The organism is Kosakonia beeri, assembly GCF_054165705.1.
In genome coordinates, this window is sequence record NZ_CM135106.1 from 2,831,897 (window position 1) to 2,852,970 (window position 21,074).

The window sequence follows — 21,074 nt, forward strand, 5'->3', positions numbered from 1 at the left end:
TGTTATTTTACAAGCAAGCCGAAGCGCTCTCTTTTATTTAATTCAGGACTGACAACCTTCATATAAAATAACAAACGGAACAATCCGATTGATTATTTTTAAGTCACCATAAAAGCGAGAATATATAAACCCGGCTGTAGCCGAAAATAACGTTGCCTCAAACGTTGCCTAAAAAGGGGGAAAACTGATATCAACGCAATGGCCAGGCCCTATGCCGTCTCGCTCACGCAACGGTTGCGCAATTTTGTGATAACGGTTACACAACAAAAGGAGGATGACGATAATTTCGTATTTTGAAACAGCGTTTTTAATTCCTTTCTGTCTACGTGGACGCTATAATGCCGCCATCCTAATTTGAATGGATTCAGCTGATTGAACTGTAAAACAAATAACTCACATCAATTTTTCCCCGATCTGGCTGAATCTCAGGCACACATTACTCTGCACGCTTTTTTGATGTCACCTATCCTTAGTCTGTGGCATCGCTCTTTTCGCAACACAGGTTTGACTCCGGAGCCGTGCGCTACCCGGAGCGTGATTTCCATATCCTTCTCAACTCAAACTTAAAGACCAGAACTGTCATGAAAAAGACCAAAATTGTTTGCACCATCGGTCCAAAAACCGAATCCGAAGAGATGCTGGCGAAGATGCTAGACGCGGGCATGAACGTCATGCGTTTGAACTTCTCTCACGGTGATTATGCTGAGCACGGCCAGCGCATCCAGAATCTGCGCAACGTGATGAGCAAAACCGGGAAAAAAGCGGCAATCCTGCTGGACACCAAAGGCCCTGAAATCCGCACCATTAAACTGGAAGGCGGCAATGATGTTTCTCTGAAAGCCGGCCAGACCTTCACCTTCACCACCGACAAATCTGTCGTCGGCAACGCCGATACCGTCGCCGTCACCTATGAAGGCTTCACCAGCGACCTGAGCGTCGGCAACACCGTACTGGTTGACGATGGTCTGATCGGTATGGAAGTGACTGCCATAGAAGGCAACAAAGTTATCTGTAAAGTGCTGAACAACGGCGATCTTGGCGAAAACAAAGGCGTAAACCTGCCTGGCGTTTCCATCGCCCTGCCAGCGCTGGCTGAAAAAGACAAACAAGATTTGATTTTCGGCTGCGAACAAGGCGTTGACTTCGTTGCAGCATCCTTTATTCGTAAACGTTCCGACGTAGTCGAAATTCGCGAACACCTGAAAGCACACGGTGGCGAGCACATTCAGATCATCTCCAAAATTGAAAACCAGGAAGGCCTGAACAACTTCGACGAAATTCTCGAAGCCTCCGACGGCATCATGGTTGCCCGTGGCGATCTGGGTGTTGAAATCCCGGTTGAAGAAGTAATCTTCGCCCAGAAGATGATGATCGAAAAATGTATCCGCGCGCGCAAAGTGGTGATCACTGCTACCCAGATGCTGGACTCAATGATCAAAAACCCGCGTCCGACCCGCGCAGAAGCTGGCGACGTGGCGAACGCCATCCTTGACGGTACCGATGCCGTGATGCTGTCTGGTGAGTCTGCAAAAGGTAAATATCCGCTGGAAGCCGTTTCTATCATGGCGACCATCTGCGAACGCACCGACCGCGTGATGACCAGCCGTCTGGACTTCAACAACGACAGCCGTAAACTGCGCATCACCGAAGCGGTGTGCCGTGGCGCGGTTGAAACGGCTGAAAAACTGGAAGCACCGCTGATTGTCGTTGCAACCCAGGGCGGTAAATCTGCACGTGCCGTGCGCAAATACTTCCCGGATGCCACCATTCTGGCCCTGACCACTAACGAAGTGACCGCACGTCAGTTAGTGCTGAGCAAAGGCGTTGTCGCGCAGCTGGTGAAAGAGATCTCCTCTACCGATGATTTCTACCGTCTGGGTAAAGAGGTAGCGCTGGAAAGCGGTCTGGCAGCCAAAGGCGACGTGGTCGTTATGGTTTCCGGCGCGCTGGTTCCGAGCGGTACCACCAACACGGCGTCTGTCCACGTTCTGTAATAAAACCGGACATTCATCGTTGATAAAAAAAGCGCCCTTGTGGCGCTTTTTTTATATTCTGAATACCGCCATAAATAAAAAAGCAAATAGGCTTTCACTATTTAATCGCGACATTATCTAAGATGAATCCGATGAGATTGTGCTGTTTTAACAGACGTTTTTTAACTTTTTTCTAAAAGTCGGTGCTTCTTTGAGCGAACGATCAAATTTAAGTGGATTCCCATCAAAAAAATATTCTCAACCTAAAAAACTTTGTGTAATACTTGTAACGCTACATGGAGATTAACTCAATCTAGAGGGTATTAATAATGAATCGTACTAAACTGGTACTGGGCGCGGTAATCCTGGGTTCTACTCTGCTGGCTGGTTGCTCCAGCAACGCTAAAATCGATCAGCTGTCTTCTGACGTTCAGACTCTGAACGCTAAAGTTGACCAGCTGAGCAACGACGTGAACGCAATCCGTTCCGACGTTCAGGCTGCTAAAGACGACGCAGCTCGCGCTAACCAGCGTCTGGACAACCAGGCTCATTCTTACCGTAAGTAAGAGTACCTGTGATGAAATGGCGCACATTGTGCGCCATTTTTTTTGCCTGCTATTTACCCGCCCCGTTGTGTCCCCGTCTGCTGATCTGTTGCCGTATCTGTTGCCATTTTATCGTCGCTGTTTTGCGCTGAAACTACGCTCTCCGTCACTGACGCGGATTTCCCTGCCGGAATGGCCACCGGGTAACCGGCACGACGATTCAGCGCTTTAGTAACCCACTGCCTGTCGCCGCCGGACTGATCGATCAATGTCGCCAGCGTGGCGGAAATCGCGATAGGCGAACGTTGCGTGTCCTCTTCAACGGTTTGCGACAACGGACGATGCACTTCAATATAGTGCCGGCCATCCGGTTCGACTGCATATTTCACCGGTTCATTGATAATAGCGACCCGCGTACCCGCTGCAACCTGCGCAAAAAGCGCCTGAATATCTGGTGCGCTCATACGGATACAGCCAGAACTGACGCGCAATCCTACGCTATCCTGCGCATTGGTGCCGTGGATAAGATATTCACCCTGCCCCATCCCCAGGCGCAGCGCAAAGCGCCCCAGCGGGTTATTCGGCCCTGCTGGCACCACGGGCGGGAGTTCAATGCCCCGCTCCAGTGAGCGTGCCCGAATGCCCGCGGTGGGTGTCCAGGTCGGATTGGGGATTTTCTGGCTAATGCGGGTCACCGAAACCGGCGTTTCCAGCCCCTGTTGACCAATACCGATAGGATAGACCTGCACACTGTTTTTACCCGGCGGGAAGTAGTAAAGCCGCAGCTCTGCGAGGTTCACCACAATCCCCTCGCGCGGCGTATCCGGCAACAGCAATTGCGAAGGAATGGTAACGACCGTACCCGGGCGCGGCACGGGCGCGATAGTGTCGTTGGCTTCCAGAATCAACATCGCGGCCGTATCAAAGTGCCGGGCAATGGCCTGTAAATTTTTATCGCTGGCTTGCACGGTGTACGTCTGGTTCTGACCAAGGAGACGGCTGCTATCCGCTGGCAATGAGTACTCCGCCGCACAGGCCAGTTGGGTTGCGCTAACCGCGCCGAAAAAGCACAGAGAAAGAAGAGAGACGCGTTTCATGTGTAGTTCCTGTATTCACTGGCAAGCCACCAGAATGCTGAAAGCCCATGCGAGGTGAATATCACCTCGCATCACAGGATGGAAGCTGTTTTTAGAGTTTAGCTAATGTTTGCAGCTTTGTTGCGGATAGCGCGGATCATGGCTTCAAGCCCTTGCGAGCGGGAGGGGGTGAGATGTTGCGTTAACGACATCTGTTCAAACCATGGGCGTACATCAAACGCGACAATATCCTGCGCAGTCATCTGCTGATACAGCACAAAGACAATCGCAATAAGTCCTTTGACTATCGCGGCATCACTATCACCGGCCAGTTCAATGACCCCGGCCTCGTTGCGATGCATGACAATCCACACCTGGCTCTGGCAACCCTGAATAAGGTTCTGAGAGTTATGATCTTCGTCGCTTAAGGCCGGCAGTCGCTGACCGAGTTCAATAATATAAAGATACTTTCCTTCCCAGTTGGCACAACGGCCAAAATTGCGCAGCAATTTCTCTTTATCCGGTAATACCGCCATGTTCGCCTCTTAAGTTAGCCCAGTAACTGATGAATACGTTTCAGGCCTGCTACCAGACGATCCACCTCTTCTTCCGTATTGTACATAACGAGTGACGCACGGCACATGGCGGGCACATTGTAGAATGCCATCAGCGGCATGGCGCAGTGATGCCCGGTACGCACCGCAATGCCGTAATTATCCAGGAAGCTGCCAACGTCGTAAGCGTGGTGCTTACCCAAATTAAAAGCAATGACTCCCTGGCGTTGTGCCGGGCCATACAGCGTGAGATCCGGCACATCCGCCAGCGATGTTAAGGCATAGTGCATTAACGTTTGCTCATACTCACCAATCGCGTCTAGCCCCAGCGCCGTTACATAATCAAGGGCCGCCCCCAGTCCGATGATCCCGCCAGTATTGGGCGTGCCTGCTTCAAAACGCCATGGTGCTTTTGCCCAGGTCGTGCCTTCGGTCAGGCTAACTGTGGCGATCATGGCGCCGCCGCCTTCCCACGGTGGCATATCATTGAGGATCGCCTCTTTGACATACAGCACACCAATGCCCGTTGGGCCATAGAGCTTATGACCCGAAAAGACATAAAAATCACAATCCAGCGCCTGTACATCGACAGGATGATGCATTACCGCCTGCGCGCCATCCACCAGCACTTTCGCCCCGAACTGATGCGCAGCGGCAATGATCTCCGCCACCGGGTTTTCGGTACCGAGCACGTTAGACACATGCGTAACCGCCAGTAAGCGGGTGCGCTCGTCAAGCAATGTCGGCAGCACTTCCAGTTGTAATGTGCCATCCTGGTTCAGCGGGAGCACGCGTAACTGCGCGCCCACCCGCTCACACAGCATTTGCCATGGCACAATATTGGCGTGGTGCTCCATCGCGGTAATGATGATGTTATCCCCCGCGCGAACCTGGCTGTTCCCCCAGCTGTTCGCTACCAGGTTGATGCCCTCAGTCGTGCCACGCACAAACACCAGTTCTTCCGGCAAGCGGGCATTGAGAAATGCCGCCGCCTGCACACGAATATTCTCCATACGCTGTGTGGCTTCAGCGCTCAGGGTGTGAATGCCGCGGTGGACTGCCGCATAGCCGTGGCGGAAAAACTCCGCTTCCGCGTCAATGACCTGATTCGGTTTTTGCGCGCTGGCGGCACTGTCAAGATACGCCAGCGGCAATCCGTTCACTTCACGCTGCAGCACCGGGAAATCGGCACGCACGTTGTTAACGGGAAAACTCATGCTACGCCCCCTGCAAGGCGCTGGCTGATACGCGCCAGCACCTGTTGTTTCAGCGCTTCGTCGCGGATAGCTTCTGTCAGCTCTGCGGCAAAGGCATGGATAATCATTTGCTGCGCCGCCTGCTGATCAATACCGCGCGAGCGCAGGTAAAACATCTGCTCATCGTCAATTCGGCCAATGGTGGCACCGTGGCTGCATTTCACGTCGTCGGCGTAAATTTCCAGTTGTGGCTTGGTGTCCACTTCCGCCAGACGCCCAAGCAGCAAGTTGTTGTTGGTCATCTGCCCATCGGTTTTAATGGCGTGCTGTGCCACATTTATCAGGCCGTTAAACACTGCCCGGCCTTTATCGCTGACAATGGTTTTATGTAACTGGCGGCTGTTACAGTAGCCTTTGTTGTGCTCCAGCCAGGTGCGGGTGTCGCAGACTTCCGTTTTCACCGGCATTGCCAGGCTATTGATATTGAGTTGCGTGTTTTCGCCATTCAGTTGCGTACTGGTGTTATGGCGCAACACCGCGCCCCCCAGCAGAAAACTGTGGCTCTCTGCAGAACCGTCATCCGTCAGCCAGATATCGTTGTGCGCAAAGTGGTAACTCACCGGGTTTTCAAACGCCAGTTTGACGTGGTGCAAGTGCGCATTGGCCGCAACGTTCATTGTCAGGCGCGAACCGGTAAAATGCGGCTGCGCGTTGAGGCTGACATAGTGCTCATAGATTGTCGCCTCCGCACCCTGCGCCAGTTCCAGATGGTGGCGATAGTGCGCGGTGTTCATCTCCTCACCCGCCACGCCCTGAGTGATATGCATTAAGAGCAACGGCTTAGAAGGCCGTTGATCACGTGCCACCTTAATCCAGGTCACGCCCTGCGCCAGGCTTTCCGTTAAATGCAGGAACACTTCTGGCTGTACCGGTGCAGGCAAATTCTGCCGCGCATCCACAAACGACACGTCGAAACCGGAACCAGCAGTATCATCACTTAAGGCGGCGTTAAACTCACCATCGATAAACACCAGCCGTATGGCCTCCACCGGCAAGGCCAGTGCTGCAAGCTGTTGCGCGTTGACGGGGGCCGTCGTCGCCACAAACTGGCTGTTCAGCAAGCCATCAAGCGGCGTGTATTTCCAGTTTTCCTGTTTGCGCGTCGGTAGCCCCAGTCGCAGCAGCTGTTGCAGGTGTTGCTGCGCGATGTCGGAGCGGGTACCGCCCTGCTTTTCAAACAGGTGATGCCACTGCTGCAGTGCGTTACTGCTGTTCGGTAAGCCAGCCATAGCCCTGCTCCTCCAGTTGCTTAACCAGGGTGAAGTCGCCCGATTTCACAATGCGCCCCTGATACAACACATGCACAAAGTCGGGTTTGATGTAATCAAGGATCCGCTGGTAGTGCGTAACGATAATAAAAGCCCGCTTCTCATCGCGTAGCGCATTTACGCCGTCGGCAACAATTTTCAGCGCATCAATATCCAGCCCCGAGTCGGTTTCATCCAGAATGCACAGATCCGGCTCCAGTACCGCCATTTGCAGAATGTCATTGCGCTTCTTCTCACCGCCAGAGAAACCCACGTTTACCGAGCGGGTTAACAAATCTTCCGGCATTTTCAGCAGCTTAATTTTGTCTTCCATAAGATCCTGAAAGTCAAAACGATCCAGGGCCTCTTCGCCGCGATATTTACGCACCGCATTGAGCGCCGTTTGCAGGAAAAACTGGTTGCTGACGCCGGGGATCTCGACCGGATATTGAAAAGCCATAAACACGCCTTCGCCTGCCCGGTCTTCCGGTGAAAGCGCAAGCAGATCTTTGCCTTTAAACGCCACGCTGCCGCTAACAACTTCATAATCTTCACGCCCGGCCAGCGTTGCCGAAAGCGTGCTCTTGCCGGAGCCATTCGGCCCCATGATGGCATGCACTTCCCCAGGGCGAACCTCCAGACTCAGACCACGCAGGATCTCTTTATCTTCAACACTCACCTGCAAATCTTTAATACTTAACATTTATTGTCCCTTAATCCTTAACCGACGCTGTGTTCAAGGCTGATAGCCAGCAATTTTTGCGCTTCGACGGCAAACTCCAGCGGCAGCTCAGAGAACACGTCTTTACAGAAGCCGTTAACAATCATTGAGATCGCGTCATCTTCGCTGATGCCACGTTGCAGGCAGTAGAACAGTTGATCTTCACCAATACGTGATGTGGTCGCTTCGTGCTCCAGCTGCGCGCTATTATTGCGGCACTCAACATAAGGGAACGTATGTGCGCCGCTGTCGGGGCCAATCAGCATGGAGTCACACTGGGTAAAATTACGGGCATTGGTGGCCGTCGGCATGATTTTCACCAGGCCGCGATAACTGTTCTGGCTGTGTCCGGCCGAGATCCCTTTCGAAATAATCGTCGATTTGGTGTTTTTACCGATGTGGATCATTTTGGTGCCGGTGTCGGCCTGCTGATGTCCACTGGTCAGCGCTACGGAGAAGAACTCGCCAATCGAGTTATCACCACGCAGAATGCAGCTCGGGTATTTCCAGGTAATGGCCGAACCGGTTTCAGACTGCGTCCACGACATCTTGCTGTTGTCGCCCTCACACAGCGCGCGCTTAGTCACAAAGTTGAGGATACCGCCGGTGTTATTGTCACCTGGGAACCAGTTTTGCACCGTTGAGTACTTCACTTCGGCATCTTTGTGGATAATCACTTCCACCACCGCCGCGTGCAGTTGGTAACTGTCGCGCACCGGCGCAGAGCAGCCTTCGATATAACTGACGTAGCTGCCTTCATCGGCCACAAGGATGGTACGTTCGAACTGGCCCGTTTTTTCTGCATTAATGCGAAAATAGGTCGACAGCTCCATTGGGCAGCGCACCCCTTTCGGGATGTAGATAAAGGTACCGTCCGAGGCCACTGCTGCATTCAGCGCCGCGAAGAAGTTGTCGTTTGAGGGCACGACCGTGCCAAGGTATTTCTTTACCAGGTCCGGATGATCGTGGATCGCCTCGCCAAAGGAGCAAAAGATAATCCCCTGTTCCGACAGTTTTTCACGGTAGGTGGTTGCCACCGAAACGGAGTCAAAAATGGCGTCTACCGCCACTTCTTTCCCTTCGCGAACCGGTACACCCAACTGGTTAAACGCTTCTTCCACTTCTTCGGTTAACCAGGCGTTGGCATTCGTCTGCTGAACGGCGCCGGGTTGCGAAGCACAGGTGTCATCGCAGTTGCCACACGACGGGGCCGAGTAGTAGCTGTAATCCTGGTAATCCAGTTTGTCGTAGTGGGCTTTCAGCCAGTGCGGCTCTTCCATCTCCAGCCAGGCGTGGAACGCGTTCAGGCGAAATTCGAGCATCCACTCCGGCTCGTTACGCTTGGCCGAGATCGCCCGCACAACCTCTTCGTTGATGCCTTTGGCCAGCTCATCGGTCGTCAGGCGGGTGAAAAAACCCTCTTTGTAGTTGAGGTTGCCGCCGGTCCAGATTTTGACATCATCTGTTGCTTCAGTATTACGAGACATAGTACCGCCTATACCCCAAAACTTTCGCCGCAGCCGCATTCGTGCTGAGCTTTTGGGTTATGAAATTTGAAGATCTGATTTAAGCCTTCGCGCACGTAGTCCACTTCGGTGCCATCGATAAACGGCATGGCCTGGAGGGGCACATAAAGACGCGCGCCGTCAGATTCATACAGCAAATCATCGGCACTGGGCTCGGTCACTGTATCGAGCACATAGCCAAACCCGGCGCAGCCGGTCTGTTTAATACCAAGCCGCACGCCAAGCACACCCGCCTGTTTCGCAGCCAGAGCACGAATATGTTCTGCAGCAGCAGGCGTCATGGTGAGCCCGCGCCATGCAAAATCTTCCGGATTAAATGATTCCATCGCTTTACCTCACATCAGCAGATCAGAAGGGCATAACGCTATGTTAGTGATAATGATTATCACTTCAACCTCTTTTCCGAAGGGTTATTCCGCCGATGCCCCTTTTTTCGGCACTTGCTATAAGCATAGACCCTGCTGAATGGCTTTACAGACAAGTGAAAAATTGTTTAATAAATTGATAAATAATGACTTTAAACGGCCAGCCATGAGCAAGCGGTTAAAAAAGAAAAGATGTATAGGCAATACCTATTTTTGAGATAGGAGTTGAAAAATTCTTTGAATCAAAAAGTTAGTCAGTAATCAAAAAGTTAGCTGCATCACAAAACCGGGAATCAAGGACATACCTCGCATCCTTACTCCGCCATTCCCGGTGCGTTAATTCAAAAACCTGGCTGGCAGAATGGGATTTTGCCTCCTTCACCGTAGGTGAGCATCTCAGCTATGATGTGGCTGATTAAAATCCGTGCCCACGCGAGGGCTCTATAGCGCAAGGAGAGTATGAGTGAAGACGCAGCTAAAAATGTCGTATTCAGATACAGGTGCAGGATTTCCCGTTTTACTGGGCCACAGCTATCTGTTTGATAAGTCTATGTGGTCGCCGCAGATTGATGCACTGGCGAGCCATTTTCGCGTAATCGCCAGCGATTTATGGGGTCATGGCGAATCACCCGCCCTGCCCGAATCGGTCTCATCGATGGCGGATATCGCCCGCGATCATCTGGCATTAATGGATTCGCTGGGTATTGAGCAGTTCGCGGTGGTCGGCTTATCCGTTGGCGGCATGTGGGGTGCCGAACTGGCAGCCGCGGCACCTGAAAGGGTCAGAGCGTTGATGCTATTCGATACGTTCATCGGCGATGAAACGCAGGCAGCGAGAGATCAATACTTCATGATGCTCAATGCAATCAACGTCACCGGGGCTATACCGGCACCGATGCTGGAGTATGTGGTCGCACAGTTTTACTCCAGATACGCTGCCCAGGAAGATGTTCAGCACCTGCACAGCGCCCTGGCGTCGCTCAGCGCAGAACAGCTGCGTAACAGTATTGTTCCCCTCGGCAAACTCATTTTTGGTCGCCCAAACCGCCTGCCCGTACTGGAAAATATTACCTGTCCTGTTCATGTCGCCACCGGCGCGCTCGACCTTCCACGTCCGGCAACGGAAGGCCGTTTAATGGCCGATAAACTTGGCTGCGACTTTACGCTGATCCCGAATGCTGCGCATATCAGTAACCGCGAAAACCCGGAAAGAGTCACGCAACTGATTGTCGATTTCCTCAAACAGTACGGGTAATACACCACGCGTGATCACGGCCTTAAAGTTTAACCACTTTCAGGCCGTAATCTGCCGGGTTAACAATGTCCTCCAGCGCGCCCATCTGGGTTAATGCCTCTTTCGACACGACGCAATGGATCGTGCTCTCCGGGAAACGCAAATTCTTCACGATGTGCACCACCTCCGGCTTCCCTTTGCTGTCGATATCACTGATCCAGCCAAGAAAACCGCCGGCGTATTTCGCCAGGCTGCCGATCGGGTAAAAACCGTAAATTTGCAGATACTCGACAATCACTTCGCGATCCCAAACGTGATCGGCCTGGTAAATGTTACGGCAGGCGACCAGCGGCGTGAGCGGTGGCTCGCCATTGCGGGCATGCGTCTGTTTATTGATTGCTTTGATAACCGACAAACGCCGTGCCAGCGCGGAAAGTTGCGCCCCGCGTTTACCAGCAGGATAACCTGAGCCATCGAGCCGTTCGTTGGCATTTTCAATCACATCGCGGCAGGTCAGCCCCGGCGTCCACCCCAGCGCACGTAAACGGTTCAGCAATGTAACAACATGGGTTCGCAGAAGCGCTTTCTGCTGCGCATTCATGTTGATTTTCAGGGAAGGCAACGCGGCGCTGACCAGAAGCGGTTTACCCAGTGTATGCATGATGGCACCTAGCGTGGCCTCACGCAGTTGCGGATCGCGCGGGTCACGAAGACGCAGCATATCAGCCAGTCTGGCTGCAACCTGGATGGCATGCCGTACCCATTCTGGCTCGTCGCGCAGGCAGGAAAGTGCATACAGCAGTACCTTGCGATCCTGCTGTTGCAGATAAAGCAACGTATCGACGCAGTCATAAAAGATATCAACCGGTAAACGGTTACGCGTTTTCATGTACATCAGCGCCACCTGCAGGCGGTGCGCCACTTTCATCACGCCTTGCTCCATTGGCGTCTGGCGCGCGCGTTTCTCGCGCTCCTGCATTTCACGCTGCCGGGCTTTACGTTCACCCTGCCCTGGAATAAACAGCGGCGATTCGTAGACCATCATGCCGCGGATCCCTGTCCGGTACGCGGCCTCCCTTTCCGCCTCATTCACATAGCGGAATAACGACTGGGACTGGGATGAGGTCAGGTCGACAAATTGGATCCCGATTGCGGCATAACCGTTATTACCAAACGGGCGGATATGGCGAATAGCGCCCTGCGCGTCAAAACGTTCTCCGTCAGGAAACTCCAGCGTTATGCCTGAAATAGTCTGCCCAACTTCCAGAGCAATACTCTCGAACAGGTCAATCTCGACCATGCAGCCGCCAACGGATAAATTGCGTACCCGGCCGGGAATGGAGAGTTGCTGTGAGTAAACATCAAGGGATGCACGCGCCTGCATTCCAAGAATAAACGGAATACGTATTTCTCCACGGCTCTCTTCAACGAGGGCAGATTCCGGTAATTGGCATTCGAACCGGTAGAATTTGCTGTCTGTTTTTATGAGTCTGGCCGGGATACGGCTCAGGCTATAAGTATCGCGCTCAATATCCTCGCCGGCTTTAACCGCTTCGAGATCGAAGTTCAGACCACCCTCAAAAAGATAATTTTCGATATCCTTACCGGCGTATTCAATGTCGAGCACCATACGATTCGTTTGTTGATCGAGCGCACTGATGCCCGCAGTTAATGCATAAGGCATATCTTGCGCATAAATCGACAGCATATGCGGATGCTGAATTAACGAATGGATAACATTTCCTGGTGGGAGTGAACAGTGTTCCGCCATGCTTTATCCCTTACATGATAAATGATGTCGCCGCGGGTCAGTGGCCGCGGCCGAATCATTGTAATGCGCGCAGCGCAGATGAACCTATACGCTCCGCAACAACAAGTTATGCGGGGCAGAGATGACGCAGAAACGTCACTTTCTCATTTTTTGGCCATTCCTGCCCCGATTCTAATATCCATGATGCCTGTTTAATACTACAAAAAATAGATTAAGATTTTTCTAAATTCGAAATAAACAATTCGTACGTTAATTAGAGATAAAAAAACCAACCGTTTGATTTATGGATTGTTATTTGACGGAGGTTTGCTGGGTATATGCAAAACAAAACGATAGGATAAGCTTTAACTGACGCGCCTCAATGCCCCTCTTGCACTAAAAACAAGTAGATAAGATCCATCTCAAAATCATAACAATCAAAGGTCATCCCAAAATAAAGCTAACGAGTTTGAAATACCAGTTTTATTTATAGATTTAAGCGATCATTTTCTTAACAGTGATAGATAGAGACTATCAAAGTAAGAGTAATCGATCATTCAAAACAATTTTAACGGTTATCATTCGGCATGTAGAATCAAAAAATTATATGTTTTCAATATGCTGTATCATTTTGTGGAGATCCTTATCAGGGATAATGGAAATACAAACCTTAGAATTTACTGGCAAGAAAATGCAGATGACTGCTGAGTTTCAACCGATTATTCAGCTTTCAGGTAATAAAATCCTACGTTATGAAGTGCTTGCCAGATTTTTTAATGCCGAAGGTTTCTTAATCCCTGCGCAACAGATCACGCCTGAGTTAACGCATCCGCAGACGCTTTTTCAGGTTTGTGATTTTATTATCGCGAGTGCATGTAACTTACTTAAACTCAAATCTGCGCTGGTAATTTCCTTTAAGTTACCCGCGCAGTTGATGGGCAACATGGAATACCTGGCAGGCATTTATAAACGCAGTTTGCAGAATAATGTTGCACCTCAGAATCTGGAAATCACAATAAGCGAGAAGATCCTTAAAGCACCACTTATTAATTACGTTACATATTTAAGACAGGCTAAAGAATATGGCTTTTTATTGGCGCTGGACGAGGCCAAGCCCGGCGCAATACCCGCCAGCACTCTGTCACAGTTATCTTTTGATACGATCCACCTTGACCGCGCCATGATTGAGAATATCCATCAGGATGCTGCAACCTTTACTGCGCTACGCCGTTGCATCGGGCCGCTTATCTCTGCAGGTATTACGGTGTTCTGTACCGGCATCGCGAAGTCGGCAGATCTGCACTTTCTGCAGAAACATCCCTCGCCAGGCATTCAGGGCTATGCATTGTCCCGTCCGCTCACCTACAGTCAGTTACGTCTGCTGGAAGGACTCTGAGAACATCGGCGACAAACAGCCTGCCCATAACTGAGCAGGCCGGGAGTCACTACAATCGCAGCAGGTTGAACACCAGTAGCGGGTCTTTTGGGTTAGCCAGTTTCTGCACTTTGCCACTGTAGCGTTCACGTTCGGCAAGCAGTGTAGTTTTGATGCTGAGAATTGCGCTCTGTTCATCTGTCAGCGCTTTTTTACCCTGGTGAGTAGCGTGTTGCGATCCGGCGGAAGGTGTGGTGCTTTGCCCCGCTGAGAGCTGGGTGACGATAGTTTTTAACGTGGTGGGGGTTAACCGGCTAAAGGGCGGCGCCTTCTGCGATTTATCTTCTTTTGCGGCCTGCTTCAGGAGCGTCTGAAACGTGCCGCTTTGCAGCTCAGCCCTCGCCTTCCAGCTCCCCTTGACGACAGCAGAGCCCGTCTGTGAAGCTGGCACCCCTTTTAATGACGTATCCATGATCCTTTCCCTTAATTTGCTTGTTCCTCGCAGTGACAGAGAATACCCCTGCATAAGAAAATCAAATAGAAGGTAACCAATCATTTAGTGTGGCTATTTAGCGTATCGCCCGTTAGGGCTGCTGTACCTCATCTTTGCGGGTACAGATAATCGCCTTCTCATTCGTATGATGATTATCGGAATAGAAAAAAGCTTTTTTGCCACTGGAAAGCTGGGTAATGATATGAATAGAAACCCAGTTGCTATCGCTGTTTTGATCGTTACTGTCGGTGTACGTCAGGGTGCGCCCGCTGTACTGGTCGGAGATTTCATACGGTTTCTCCTGCGGATTGGTGTAGTGGCGGCCATTTACCGTCAATCCACCCGGATCGACAACAGCCGTATACTCATCACACAGCAGGCTGATGCCCGCCGCAGAACTACAAACAGTAAACAGGGCCAAGCAGCCGCCCGCAATCAACCTGATCATATGCATCCCGTAGCCGTTTATTGGCAAAATAATAGTACAACGCCCCAAAACGGGGCGTTCAACGTGCTGATTAATTATAAAGAGAAGGCTCGCCGACAGGTCGTGTTTTGAAGCGGCGATGGATCCATAAATATTGTTCCGGCGCGCGCAGGATTTCACGCTCAATCACCCGGTTCATATAGCTGGCCGCTGCGAATTCGTCCTGTACAGGATAATCACTCAGCGCCTGGCCAATATGCAGCGCGTAGCCTGAATTGTCTTCTTTACGCACCATGGTGACCGTCAGCATTTTCGCCCCGGAAAGGCGCGACAGAACAAAAGTACCATTGGTCGTGGCGGCATTTTGAACTGAGAAGAACGGCGCAAAAATACTGCCTTTACGACCATAATCCTGATCCGGTGCAAACCACACCGCTTCACCCTGCTTCAGTGCATTGACCAGCCCCTTGAGGTTGCGGCGATCGATCATTGACTTATTCGAGCGCATACGACCACGCGTCTGTACCCACTCCATCAGCGGGTTGTTGTGCGGACGGTAGGTTGCCATCATCGGCTGACACAACCCCATCACCCGGCCGCCGAGCTCCAGCGACATGAAGTGTACGCCCACGACCATCACCCCGCGCTGGCTAGCCTGCGCCGACTGCAAATGCTGATAGCCTTCAACGTCAAACCAGCGACGCACGCGTTGATCCGGCCAGAACCAGGCCATACCTGTTTCGATTAGCGCCATGCCGAGCGACTTGAAATTCTTTTCGATCAAAGCGTCGCGCAGTGCGCCATCCATTAGCGGAAAGCACAGCTCAAGATTACGGCGCGCTATGCGCTCGCGGCGTTTGAGAAAGGGGCGAGAAGCAAGCCCAAGGCCCGCGCCAAGGCGGGCAAGGACAGGATACGGAAGTTGCACAAGGAGCCAGAGAAACCCAAGTCCGAACCATGTGATCCAGTAACGTGGGTGTAAAAATGCGGGTTTAAATGTAGCCATCATTGTCACCAAAAAGCCGGTATTCAGTAGCGCTTAAGGAGACAATGAATCGCTTCATCAGGTCATTATGCGTTACAACACTTCACTGCGGTTTCCATGAAAGGGGTCAACCGAAGCGACACATCCAGTGCTGCGCAATATAGCACGAACGGCTAAGAACCTATGTAAAGAATAGTGAATAAAAAATGAATTTTTCTTTCCAATTACACAGGTTTGTGGCTCAGACTATGGCGGTTGTCAGCCGCGATGAACAACAGAGTCGTGACTGTTCATCGAAGATATCAATTTGCCACACCTGGTGCCGCCCGCCCGCATGCAGTGCGCGGCAAACGCCGCGAACACGCCCGCTACGCACGGAATGCAGATGGTTGGCGTTAACCTCCAGCCCTACCACTTTTTTGTCTCCTTCCGTACATAAATACCCGGCCACCGAGCCCAGCGTTTCTGCCAGCACCACAGAGGCACCACCGTGCAATAATCCAAATGGCTGATGGGTGCGATGGTCTACCGGCATCGACGCTTCAAGCGCATCATCACTGATGCGCTCAAAACGAATGTCGAGATACCCCACCATATTGCCGTCACCCATGGCATTCAGCGCTTCCAGGGTCACCGCGCGTTTCCAGATCATGCCAGTATCTCCAGTAAAGCCTGTAACGGATGACGGACGCCATTGCCTTCGATACGTTTCACCTGACTGCGACAGGAGTATCCCGTTGCCAGACAGCGACTGCGCGGCAGACGTTGCATGGCCTGGTGCCAGGAGAGTTCATAAATACCCAGTGAACTGGCATGATTTTTCACTTCATGCCCGTAGGTTCCGGCCATTCCACAACAGCCAACGCTGACGTTTTCCAGCTTCGCGCCAAAACGCGCGAAAATAGACGCCCATTGCGCTGGCGCGCCAGGCAGCGCCGTCACTTCAGTGCAGTGACCAAACAGATACCACGGCTCGCCGCTGATCGCCTGCGCGTCTCTTTCTTCCAGCGCCGCAGGTAGCCATTCATGCACCAGTTGCACATGAAAATTGCCGCGCTCATCGCCCAGAGCCAGCTTGTACTCATCCCGATAACAGAGCACCAGCGCAGGATCGACGCCTACCATCGGCATGCCAAGTTTAGCCACGCGATTGAGGAAATCGGCTGTCTTTTGCGCTGTCTTCGCAAAACGGTTCAGGAAGCCTTTAATATGCTGCGCCTTGCCGTTGGGCGAAAAAGGAAGCACAACAGGCTGGAAACCCAGTTTTTCCACCAGCCGGACAAAGTCCGCGACCACCTGCGCATCGTAATAACTGGTAAAGGGATCCTGGACCACCAGCACCGTTTTTGCTTTTTGCGCTACATCGAGTTGTTCGAGTTGCTCCAGCGTCATGTTGGCCGTTCGGTGGCCCACCATCTGGCGTTGCAGCGACGGCACCGACAGTAACGGCAAATCCACCATGCCGATGTGTTTTGCTGACAACGAACGCACCCAAGGCTGACTCATAAAAAAGTTGAAGGTCTTCGGCGCTCGCGCCATCAGCGGCGCATAGCTTTCTACCGTCGCGACCAGGTGATCGCGCATGGGGCGCAGGTAACGGCTATGGTAAAGCTGCAGAAACCGGGAGCGGAACTCCGGCACATCTATCTTAATGGGGCATTGGGTAGAACAGGCTTTGCAGGCCAGACAGCCCGACATAGCGTCTTTGACTTCATGGGAAAAATCATATTCGCCACGGCGCGCATGCCAGCTGTTGCGGGTCCGTTCAATCAGCGAACGCAGACTGGCGCGTTTTTCCGGCAACTCTTTTTCCAGTTGAACAGGATCGATTCCGCGATCCGCCAGCAGGCGCAGCCACTCCCGCACCAGCGTGGCGCGTCCTTTCGGTGAATGAATACGGTTAGCCGAAATTTTCATCGACGGGCACATCGGACTCTTCGCGTCGAAGTTAAAACACAGACCGTTACCGTTACACTCCATAGCCCCACGCCAGGAGGCACGAACGGCAATCGGGATCTGTCGATCATACGTGCCACGTTTAACATCGTCGACCTGCTTCATCGGCGCATCTATGCCTTCTGGCGGGCAAATTTTCCCAGGGTTAAGACGGTTTTGCGGATCGAACGCTGCTTTGACTTTGCGCAACTCGCCATAGAGTTGCTCGCCAAAAAATGCCGGACTGTATTCTGCCCGGAAACCTTTCCCGTGCTCGCCCCATAACAGGCCGCCATATTTTGCCGTGAGTGCAACCACCTCATCAGAGAGGGTTTTCATCAGTATCTCTTGCTGCGGATCGCACATGTCCAGTGCAGGACGCACGTGCAACACCCCGGCATCAACGTGACCGAACATCCCATAGCTCAGCCCGTGGCTGTCCAGCAGCGAGCGGAACTCAACAATATAATCGGCCAGATGCTCCGGCGGTACGCAAGTATCTTCGGCAAAGGGGATGGGTTTTGCTGCACCTTTGGCATTGCCCAGCAGCCCGACGGCTTTTTTACGCATTGCATAGATACGTTCAATACCGGCCAAATCTTCACAAATTTGCCAGCCAATCACGCCGCCTTCACCGTCCGCCATCAATGTGCTCAGACGCTCGCACAACGATTGCACCTGGCCATCAATCACGGCCTGATCATCGCCGGCAAATTCAACAATATTCAAACCCAACATTGTCTTATCCGGCACATCTGTAATCAGCTCGTTAACCGAATGCCAGACAATGTCTTCCCGCGCCAGGTTCAGTACTTTGGAATCCACCGTTTCCACCGACAACGCCCGCGCTTCCACCATAAATGGCGCATTGCGCAACGCAGAGTCAAAGGAGTCATATTTGACGTTCACCAGCCGGCGTACTTTCGGTAAAGGAGTGATATCCAGACGGGCTTCAGTAATAAAAGCCAGCGTGCCCTCGGACCCGGTCAGCACACGGGTGAGGTCAAACTCCGTCATCTCATCATTAAAGACATGACGTAAATCGTAACCGGTCAGAAAACGGTTAAGCTTCGGAAATTTATCAAGAATTAATTGGCGGTTATCGCGGCAACGTTCCAGCACCGTTTTATAGATGCGGCCAATGGCCGTGTTCGCCGCCCCGAGCGTTTCCGCCAGCGCAACCGGCATCGCCTGTGTATCCAGGATATCGCCGCCCAGCAGAACAGCGCGAACGCCCAGAACGTGGTCGGACGTTTTGCCATACACCAGCGAGCCCTGACCGGAGGCGTCGGTATTGATCATGCCACCGAGTGTCGCACGGTTGCTGGTGGAGAGTTCCGGGGCGAAGAAGAAACCGTAAGGTTTGAGGTACTGATTCAGTTGATCTTTAATGACCCCCGCCTCTACACGCACCCACCCCTCTTCCGGGTTGATCTCCATAATGCGGTTCATATAGCGGGACATATCAACAATGATGCCCTGGTTTAACGCCTGCCCGTTGGTGCCGGTACCACCACCACGCGGGGTAAACACCAGCGTGCGAAACCGCTCTTCGGCGGCAAGGCGGGTAATGAGGACAACGTCTGACGTTGAACGAGGGAAAACGACAGCATCGGGTAATAACTGGTAAATACTGTTATCTGTCGCCATTGTCAGCCTGTCGGCGTAACTGGTGGCGGTATCACCTGTAAAACCTTGTTGCTCCAAAGCCTGCAAAAAATTCAGCACCAGCTGAACGACGCCGGGTGCCTGGGAAATCTGTGGGATCATTATGCTTGACCCTGCCTGACGGTGAGTGTTGTAAAGAGTTAATCGTTTGCTTGTTGCATTCATCGTTGTATCACATTTTTTTCTTATACGCCCATGAGAATTACAGGCAGAATCAGACTGTCCAAAATCGCTGAAATCATTAATCATTATCACTGGTGATTTCCCGATATACCGAATTTTCGGCCACGTAAAAAGGTGAGTAATTCATATGGTTGATCTACGTCAGTCCAGGGATGTACCGCAAGTCATGCTGTCGGTGCTGTTTTTAGCGCTCATGATCATTGCCTGTCTGTGGGTCGTTCAGCCCTTTATCCTCGGCTTCGCCTGGGCGGGTACAGTGGTGATTGCAACCTGGCCGTTGTTGCTGCGTCTGCAACGCGTGCTTTTTGGCCGCCGCTCGCTGGCGGTGCTGGTGATGATGCTGTTGCTGATCCTGCTGTTTATTATTCCGGTTGCTTTGCTGGTTAATAGCTTGGTTGACTCCAGCGGCCCGGTTATTCATGCGGTAACAACCGGCGTAACATCGCCGCCGGATCTGGCCTGGCTGCACAGCATTCCACTGGTTGGCGACAGGCTTTATGCTGGCTGGCATAGTCTGCTGGACATGGGCGGAAGCGGTATTATGGCGAAACTGCGCCCTTACGTAGGCGCCACCACGACCTGGTTTGTCGGTCAGGCTGCGCATATTGGCCGTTTTATGTTGCATTGTACTCTGATGCTGTTATTCAGCGCCCTGTTGTACTGGCGCGGTGAGCAGGTAGCACAGGGTATTCGCCACTTTGCCATCCGGCTGGCTTCCCGCCGCGGAGATGCGGCGGTACTGCTTGCCGGCCAGGCGATACGCGCCGTGGCGCTCGGTGTGGTCGTGACGGCGCTGGTGCAGGCGGTACTTGGTGGTATCGGTCTGGCGATTTCCGGCGTACCTTACGCTACCCTTTTCACCGTGATGATGCTGATGACCTGCCTGGTACAGATTGGTCCTTTGCTGGTATTAGTTCCTGCTATTATCTGGCTCTACTGGAGTGGTGACTCGACCTGGGGCACCGTACTGCTGGTATGGAGTTGTGTGGTGGCAACGCTGGATAACTTTATCCGCCCGGTGCTGATCCGCATGGGGGCTGATTTGCCGCTGATCCTCATTCTGTCCGGGGTAATTGGCGGACTGGTCGCTTTCGGTATGATTGGGCTGTTTATTGGCCCGGTACTGCTCGCCGTTTCGTGGCGACTTTTCTCGGCATGGGTCAGTGAAGCCCCGGCCCCCGAAGACAGTGATAACGCACTTACCGATGTGCAAGATTTAGACAACCCCTCCTGACGCGCCTTAAGGCGGGGAAGCCCGCCTTAAGTAATCATTAAGCATTGCTTATCATTCAGCTGCGCTAATTCTGGCAAGAGACGTCCAAACCCCGCAGAATGCGGTACCTGGCAGGTATATTCTTTACGTATGTTTAACTAATGAGACGAATCTGATCGACTCAAAAATTCAGGATGCCTACTATTAGCTCAAGGTTATAGATCAACATCTTGATTTATAAGCATGGAAATCCCCTGAGTGAAACAATGAATTGCTGTGTGTAGTCTTTGCCCATCTCCCACGATGGGCTTTTTTTTATCCTGCATGTTGAGTACGTGTTGTTTGCACATGATTACCGCCTGTCACCGCGCAGGTTCCGTTATCCAGCACTGCACCGATCGGCAAATAATCAAACGCGAGATGGACCGCGCTCACGTCCTGCCCGTCACAGGCTTTAATATGTTCGTTATATGACGCACAACCTGCGAGGCTGGCGCAGGCCAGTACCGCAATAATCATTGATATTGCTTTCATTTAACTGCTCTCTG

General features: G+C 52.2%; 20 protein-coding genes and 1 other RNA gene. 7 read left to right on the forward strand and 14 right to left on the reverse strand.

The features are described from left to right. Positions 1–372: 372 nt before the first annotated feature. From ynhH to ACUY4S_RS13460, 3 genes are all read left to right on the forward strand, one after another. Positions 373–567, forward strand: coding sequence for a protein YnhH (ynhH, locus tag ACUY4S_RS13450; protein ID WP_458023321.1), 195 nt, complete (start codon positions 373–375; stop codon positions 565–567). A gap of 14 nt (positions 568–581) precedes the next feature. Continuing rightward, positions 582–1,994, forward strand: a complete 1,413-nt coding sequence (gene pykF, locus ACUY4S_RS13455; protein WP_312685985.1) for a pyruvate kinase PykF — start codon at positions 582–584, stop codon at positions 1,992–1,994. Positions 1,995–2,302: 308 nt separating this feature from the next. Beyond that, positions 2,303–2,539, forward strand: coding sequence for a major outer membrane lipoprotein (locus ACUY4S_RS13460; RefSeq protein ID WP_007374746.1), 237 nt, complete (start codon positions 2,303–2,305; stop codon positions 2,537–2,539). Positions 2,540–2,592: 53 nt separating this feature from the next. Here the strand turns inward: ACUY4S_RS13460 and ldtE are convergent, their stop codons facing one another. From ldtE to sufA, 7 genes are all read right to left on the reverse strand, one after another. After that, positions 2,593–3,615: a L,D-transpeptidase LdtE gene (gene ldtE / locus ACUY4S_RS13465; protein ID WP_312685983.1), complete on the reverse strand. Its 1,023-nt coding sequence runs from the start codon at positions 3,613–3,615 to the stop codon at positions 2,593–2,595. A 98-nt stretch (positions 3,616–3,713) separates the two neighbouring features. Further along, the gene (gene sufE / locus ACUY4S_RS13470; RefSeq protein WP_458023317.1) at positions 3,714–4,130 is read right to left on the reverse strand and encodes a cysteine desulfuration protein SufE; all 417 of its coding nucleotides are present in this window, start codon (positions 4,128–4,130) and stop codon (positions 3,714–3,716) included. A gap of 14 nt (positions 4,131–4,144) precedes the next feature. Beyond that, positions 4,145–5,365 (reverse strand): cysteine desulfurase SufS, encoded by a 1,221-nt coding sequence (sufS, locus tag ACUY4S_RS13475; protein WP_458023316.1) that lies wholly within the window; start codon positions 5,363–5,365, stop codon positions 4,145–4,147. Beyond that, positions 5,362–6,633 (reverse strand): Fe-S cluster assembly protein SufD, encoded by a 1,272-nt coding sequence (sufD, locus tag ACUY4S_RS13480; RefSeq protein WP_458023314.1) that lies wholly within the window; start codon positions 6,631–6,633, stop codon positions 5,362–5,364. Before sufD ends, sufS begins: the two co-directional genes overlap by 4 nt. Next, a complete protein-coding gene (gene sufC / locus ACUY4S_RS13485) occupies positions 6,608–7,354 on the reverse strand; it encodes a Fe-S cluster assembly ATPase SufC (RefSeq protein WP_312685977.1) in 747 nt (248 codons plus the stop codon). The genes sufD and sufC overlap by 26 nt, the downstream gene beginning before the upstream one ends. 17 nt (positions 7,355–7,371) lie before the next feature. Beyond that, positions 7,372–8,859: a Fe-S cluster assembly protein SufB gene (sufB, locus tag ACUY4S_RS13490; protein ID WP_312685975.1), complete on the reverse strand. Its 1,488-nt coding sequence runs from the start codon at positions 8,857–8,859 to the stop codon at positions 7,372–7,374. An 8-nt stretch (positions 8,860–8,867) separates the two neighbouring features. Next, a complete protein-coding gene (gene sufA / locus ACUY4S_RS13495) occupies positions 8,868–9,224 on the reverse strand; it encodes a Fe-S cluster assembly scaffold SufA (protein WP_312685973.1) in 357 nt (118 codons plus the stop codon). Between the two features lie 520 nt (positions 9,225–9,744). Between sufA and ACUY4S_RS13500 the strand changes: the two genes are divergently transcribed. After that, positions 9,745–10,518 carry an alpha/beta fold hydrolase gene (locus ACUY4S_RS13500; RefSeq protein ID WP_458023330.1) on the forward strand — a complete coding sequence of 258 codons (774 nt, stop codon included), beginning with the start codon at positions 9,745–9,747 and terminating at the stop codon, positions 10,516–10,518. Positions 10,519–10,540: 22 nt separating this feature from the next. Here the strand turns inward: ACUY4S_RS13500 and ACUY4S_RS13505 are convergent, their stop codons facing one another. Continuing rightward, the gene (locus tag ACUY4S_RS13505; protein WP_458023312.1) at positions 10,541–12,268 is read right to left on the reverse strand and encodes a PilZ domain-containing protein; all 1,728 of its coding nucleotides are present in this window, start codon (positions 12,266–12,268) and stop codon (positions 10,541–10,543) included. A 634-nt stretch (positions 12,269–12,902) separates the two neighbouring features. Between ACUY4S_RS13505 and ACUY4S_RS13510 the strand changes: the two genes are divergently transcribed. Next, positions 12,903–13,643 carry an EAL domain-containing protein gene (locus tag ACUY4S_RS13510; RefSeq protein ID WP_458023310.1) on the forward strand — a complete coding sequence of 247 codons (741 nt, stop codon included), beginning with the start codon at positions 12,903–12,905 and terminating at the stop codon, positions 13,641–13,643. A gap of 49 nt (positions 13,644–13,692) precedes the next feature. Here ACUY4S_RS13510 and ACUY4S_RS13515 read toward each other — a convergent pair whose 3' ends face one another. The 5 genes from ACUY4S_RS13515 to ydiJ all read right to left on the reverse strand — a co-directional run bounded on the left by ACUY4S_RS13515 (position 13,693) and on the right by ydiJ (position 19,232). Next, positions 13,693–14,094, reverse strand: coding sequence for a hypothetical protein (locus ACUY4S_RS13515; RefSeq protein ID WP_458023308.1), 402 nt, complete (start codon positions 14,092–14,094; stop codon positions 13,693–13,695). Positions 14,095–14,206: 112 nt separating this feature from the next. Next, positions 14,207–14,563, reverse strand: a complete 357-nt coding sequence (locus tag ACUY4S_RS13520) for a hypothetical protein (protein WP_458023306.1) — start codon at positions 14,561–14,563, stop codon at positions 14,207–14,209. A gap of 70 nt (positions 14,564–14,633) precedes the next feature. Then, complete coding sequence (lpxP, locus tag ACUY4S_RS13525) at positions 14,634–15,551, reverse strand: kdo(2)-lipid IV(A) palmitoleoyltransferase (protein WP_312685963.1); 918 nt, start codon at positions 15,549–15,551, stop codon at positions 14,634–14,636. Between the two features lie 217 nt (positions 15,552–15,768). Next, positions 15,769–16,179 carry a 1,4-dihydroxy-2-naphthoyl-CoA hydrolase gene (gene menI / locus ACUY4S_RS13530; RefSeq protein WP_312685962.1) on the reverse strand — a complete coding sequence of 137 codons (411 nt, stop codon included), beginning with the start codon at positions 16,177–16,179 and terminating at the stop codon, positions 15,769–15,771. Further along, entirely contained in the window at positions 16,176–19,232 is a 3,057-nt protein-coding gene (ydiJ, locus tag ACUY4S_RS13535) for a D-2-hydroxyglutarate dehydrogenase YdiJ (protein ID WP_458023304.1), read from the reverse strand. The genes menI and ydiJ overlap by 4 nt, the downstream gene beginning before the upstream one ends. Positions 19,233–19,440: 208 nt before the next feature. On the opposite strand from ydiJ, the gene ydiK reads away from it, so the two are divergent. Together ydiK and rprA are read left to right on the forward strand one after the other, a co-directional pair. Next, positions 19,441–20,547, forward strand: a complete 1,107-nt coding sequence (gene ydiK / locus ACUY4S_RS13540; protein WP_312685959.1) for an AI-2E family transporter YdiK — start codon at positions 19,441–19,443, stop codon at positions 20,545–20,547. 190 nt (positions 20,548–20,737) lie between these two features. After that, positions 20,738–20,845, forward strand: an RNA gene (rprA, locus tag ACUY4S_RS13545) — antisense sRNA RprA. Here rprA and ACUY4S_RS13550 read toward each other — a convergent pair. Then, complete coding sequence (locus ACUY4S_RS13550) at positions 20,842–21,060, reverse strand: hypothetical protein (protein WP_312685957.1); 219 nt, start codon at positions 21,058–21,060, stop codon at positions 20,842–20,844. The two genes, rprA and ACUY4S_RS13550, sit on opposite strands and share 4 nt — an antisense overlap. Positions 21,061–21,074: the final 14 nt, after the last annotated feature.

Bases quoted from the DNA above. Each gene is read 5' to 3' on its own strand.
- pykF (WP_312685985.1), top strand. From the start codon at position 582: ATGAAAAAGACCAAAATTGTTTGCACCATCGGTCCAAAAACCGAATCC.
- ACUY4S_RS13460 (WP_007374746.1), top strand. From the start codon at position 2,303: ATGAATCGTACTAAACTGGTACTGGGCGCGGTAATCCTGGGTTCTACT.
- ldtE (WP_312685983.1), bottom strand. From the start codon at position 3,615: ATGAAACGCGTCTCTCTTCTTTCTCTGTGCTTTTTCGGCGCGGTTAGC.
- sufE (WP_458023317.1), bottom strand. From the start codon at position 4,130: ATGGCGGTATTACCGGATAAAGAGAAATTGCTGCGCAATTTTGGCCGT.
- sufS (WP_458023316.1), bottom strand. From the start codon at position 5,365: ATGAGTTTTCCCGTTAACAACGTGCGTGCCGATTTCCCGGTGCTGCAG.
- sufD (WP_458023314.1), bottom strand. From the start codon at position 6,633: ATGGCTGGCTTACCGAACAGCAGTAACGCACTGCAGCAGTGGCATCAC.
- sufC (WP_312685977.1), bottom strand. From the start codon at position 7,354: ATGTTAAGTATTAAAGATTTGCAGGTGAGTGTTGAAGATAAAGAGATC.
- sufB (WP_312685975.1), bottom strand. From the start codon at position 8,859: ATGTCTCGTAATACTGAAGCAACAGATGATGTCAAAATCTGGACCGGC.
- sufA (WP_312685973.1), bottom strand. From the start codon at position 9,224: ATGGAATCATTTAATCCGGAAGATTTTGCATGGCGCGGGCTCACCATG.
- ACUY4S_RS13500 (WP_458023330.1), top strand. From the start codon at position 9,745: ATGTCGTATTCAGATACAGGTGCAGGATTTCCCGTTTTACTGGGCCAC.
- ACUY4S_RS13505 (WP_458023312.1), bottom strand. From the start codon at position 12,268: ATGGCGGAACACTGTTCACTCCCACCAGGAAATGTTATCCATTCGTTA.
- ACUY4S_RS13510 (WP_458023310.1), top strand. From the start codon at position 12,903: ATGGAAATACAAACCTTAGAATTTACTGGCAAGAAAATGCAGATGACT.
- ACUY4S_RS13515 (WP_458023308.1), bottom strand. From the start codon at position 14,094: ATGGATACGTCATTAAAAGGGGTGCCAGCTTCACAGACGGGCTCTGCT.
- ACUY4S_RS13520 (WP_458023306.1), bottom strand. From the start codon at position 14,563: ATGATCAGGTTGATTGCGGGCGGCTGCTTGGCCCTGTTTACTGTTTGT.
- lpxP (WP_312685963.1), bottom strand. From the start codon at position 15,551: ATGATGGCTACATTTAAACCCGCATTTTTACACCCACGTTACTGGATC.
- menI (WP_312685962.1), bottom strand. From the start codon at position 16,179: ATGATCTGGAAACGCGCGGTGACCCTGGAAGCGCTGAATGCCATGGGT.
- ydiJ (WP_458023304.1), bottom strand. From the start codon at position 19,232: ATGATCCCACAGATTTCCCAGGCACCCGGCGTCGTTCAGCTGGTGCTG.
- ydiK (WP_312685959.1), top strand. From the start codon at position 19,441: ATGGTTGATCTACGTCAGTCCAGGGATGTACCGCAAGTCATGCTGTCG.
- ACUY4S_RS13550 (WP_312685957.1), bottom strand. From the start codon at position 21,060: ATGAAAGCAATATCAATGATTATTGCGGTACTGGCCTGCGCCAGCCTC.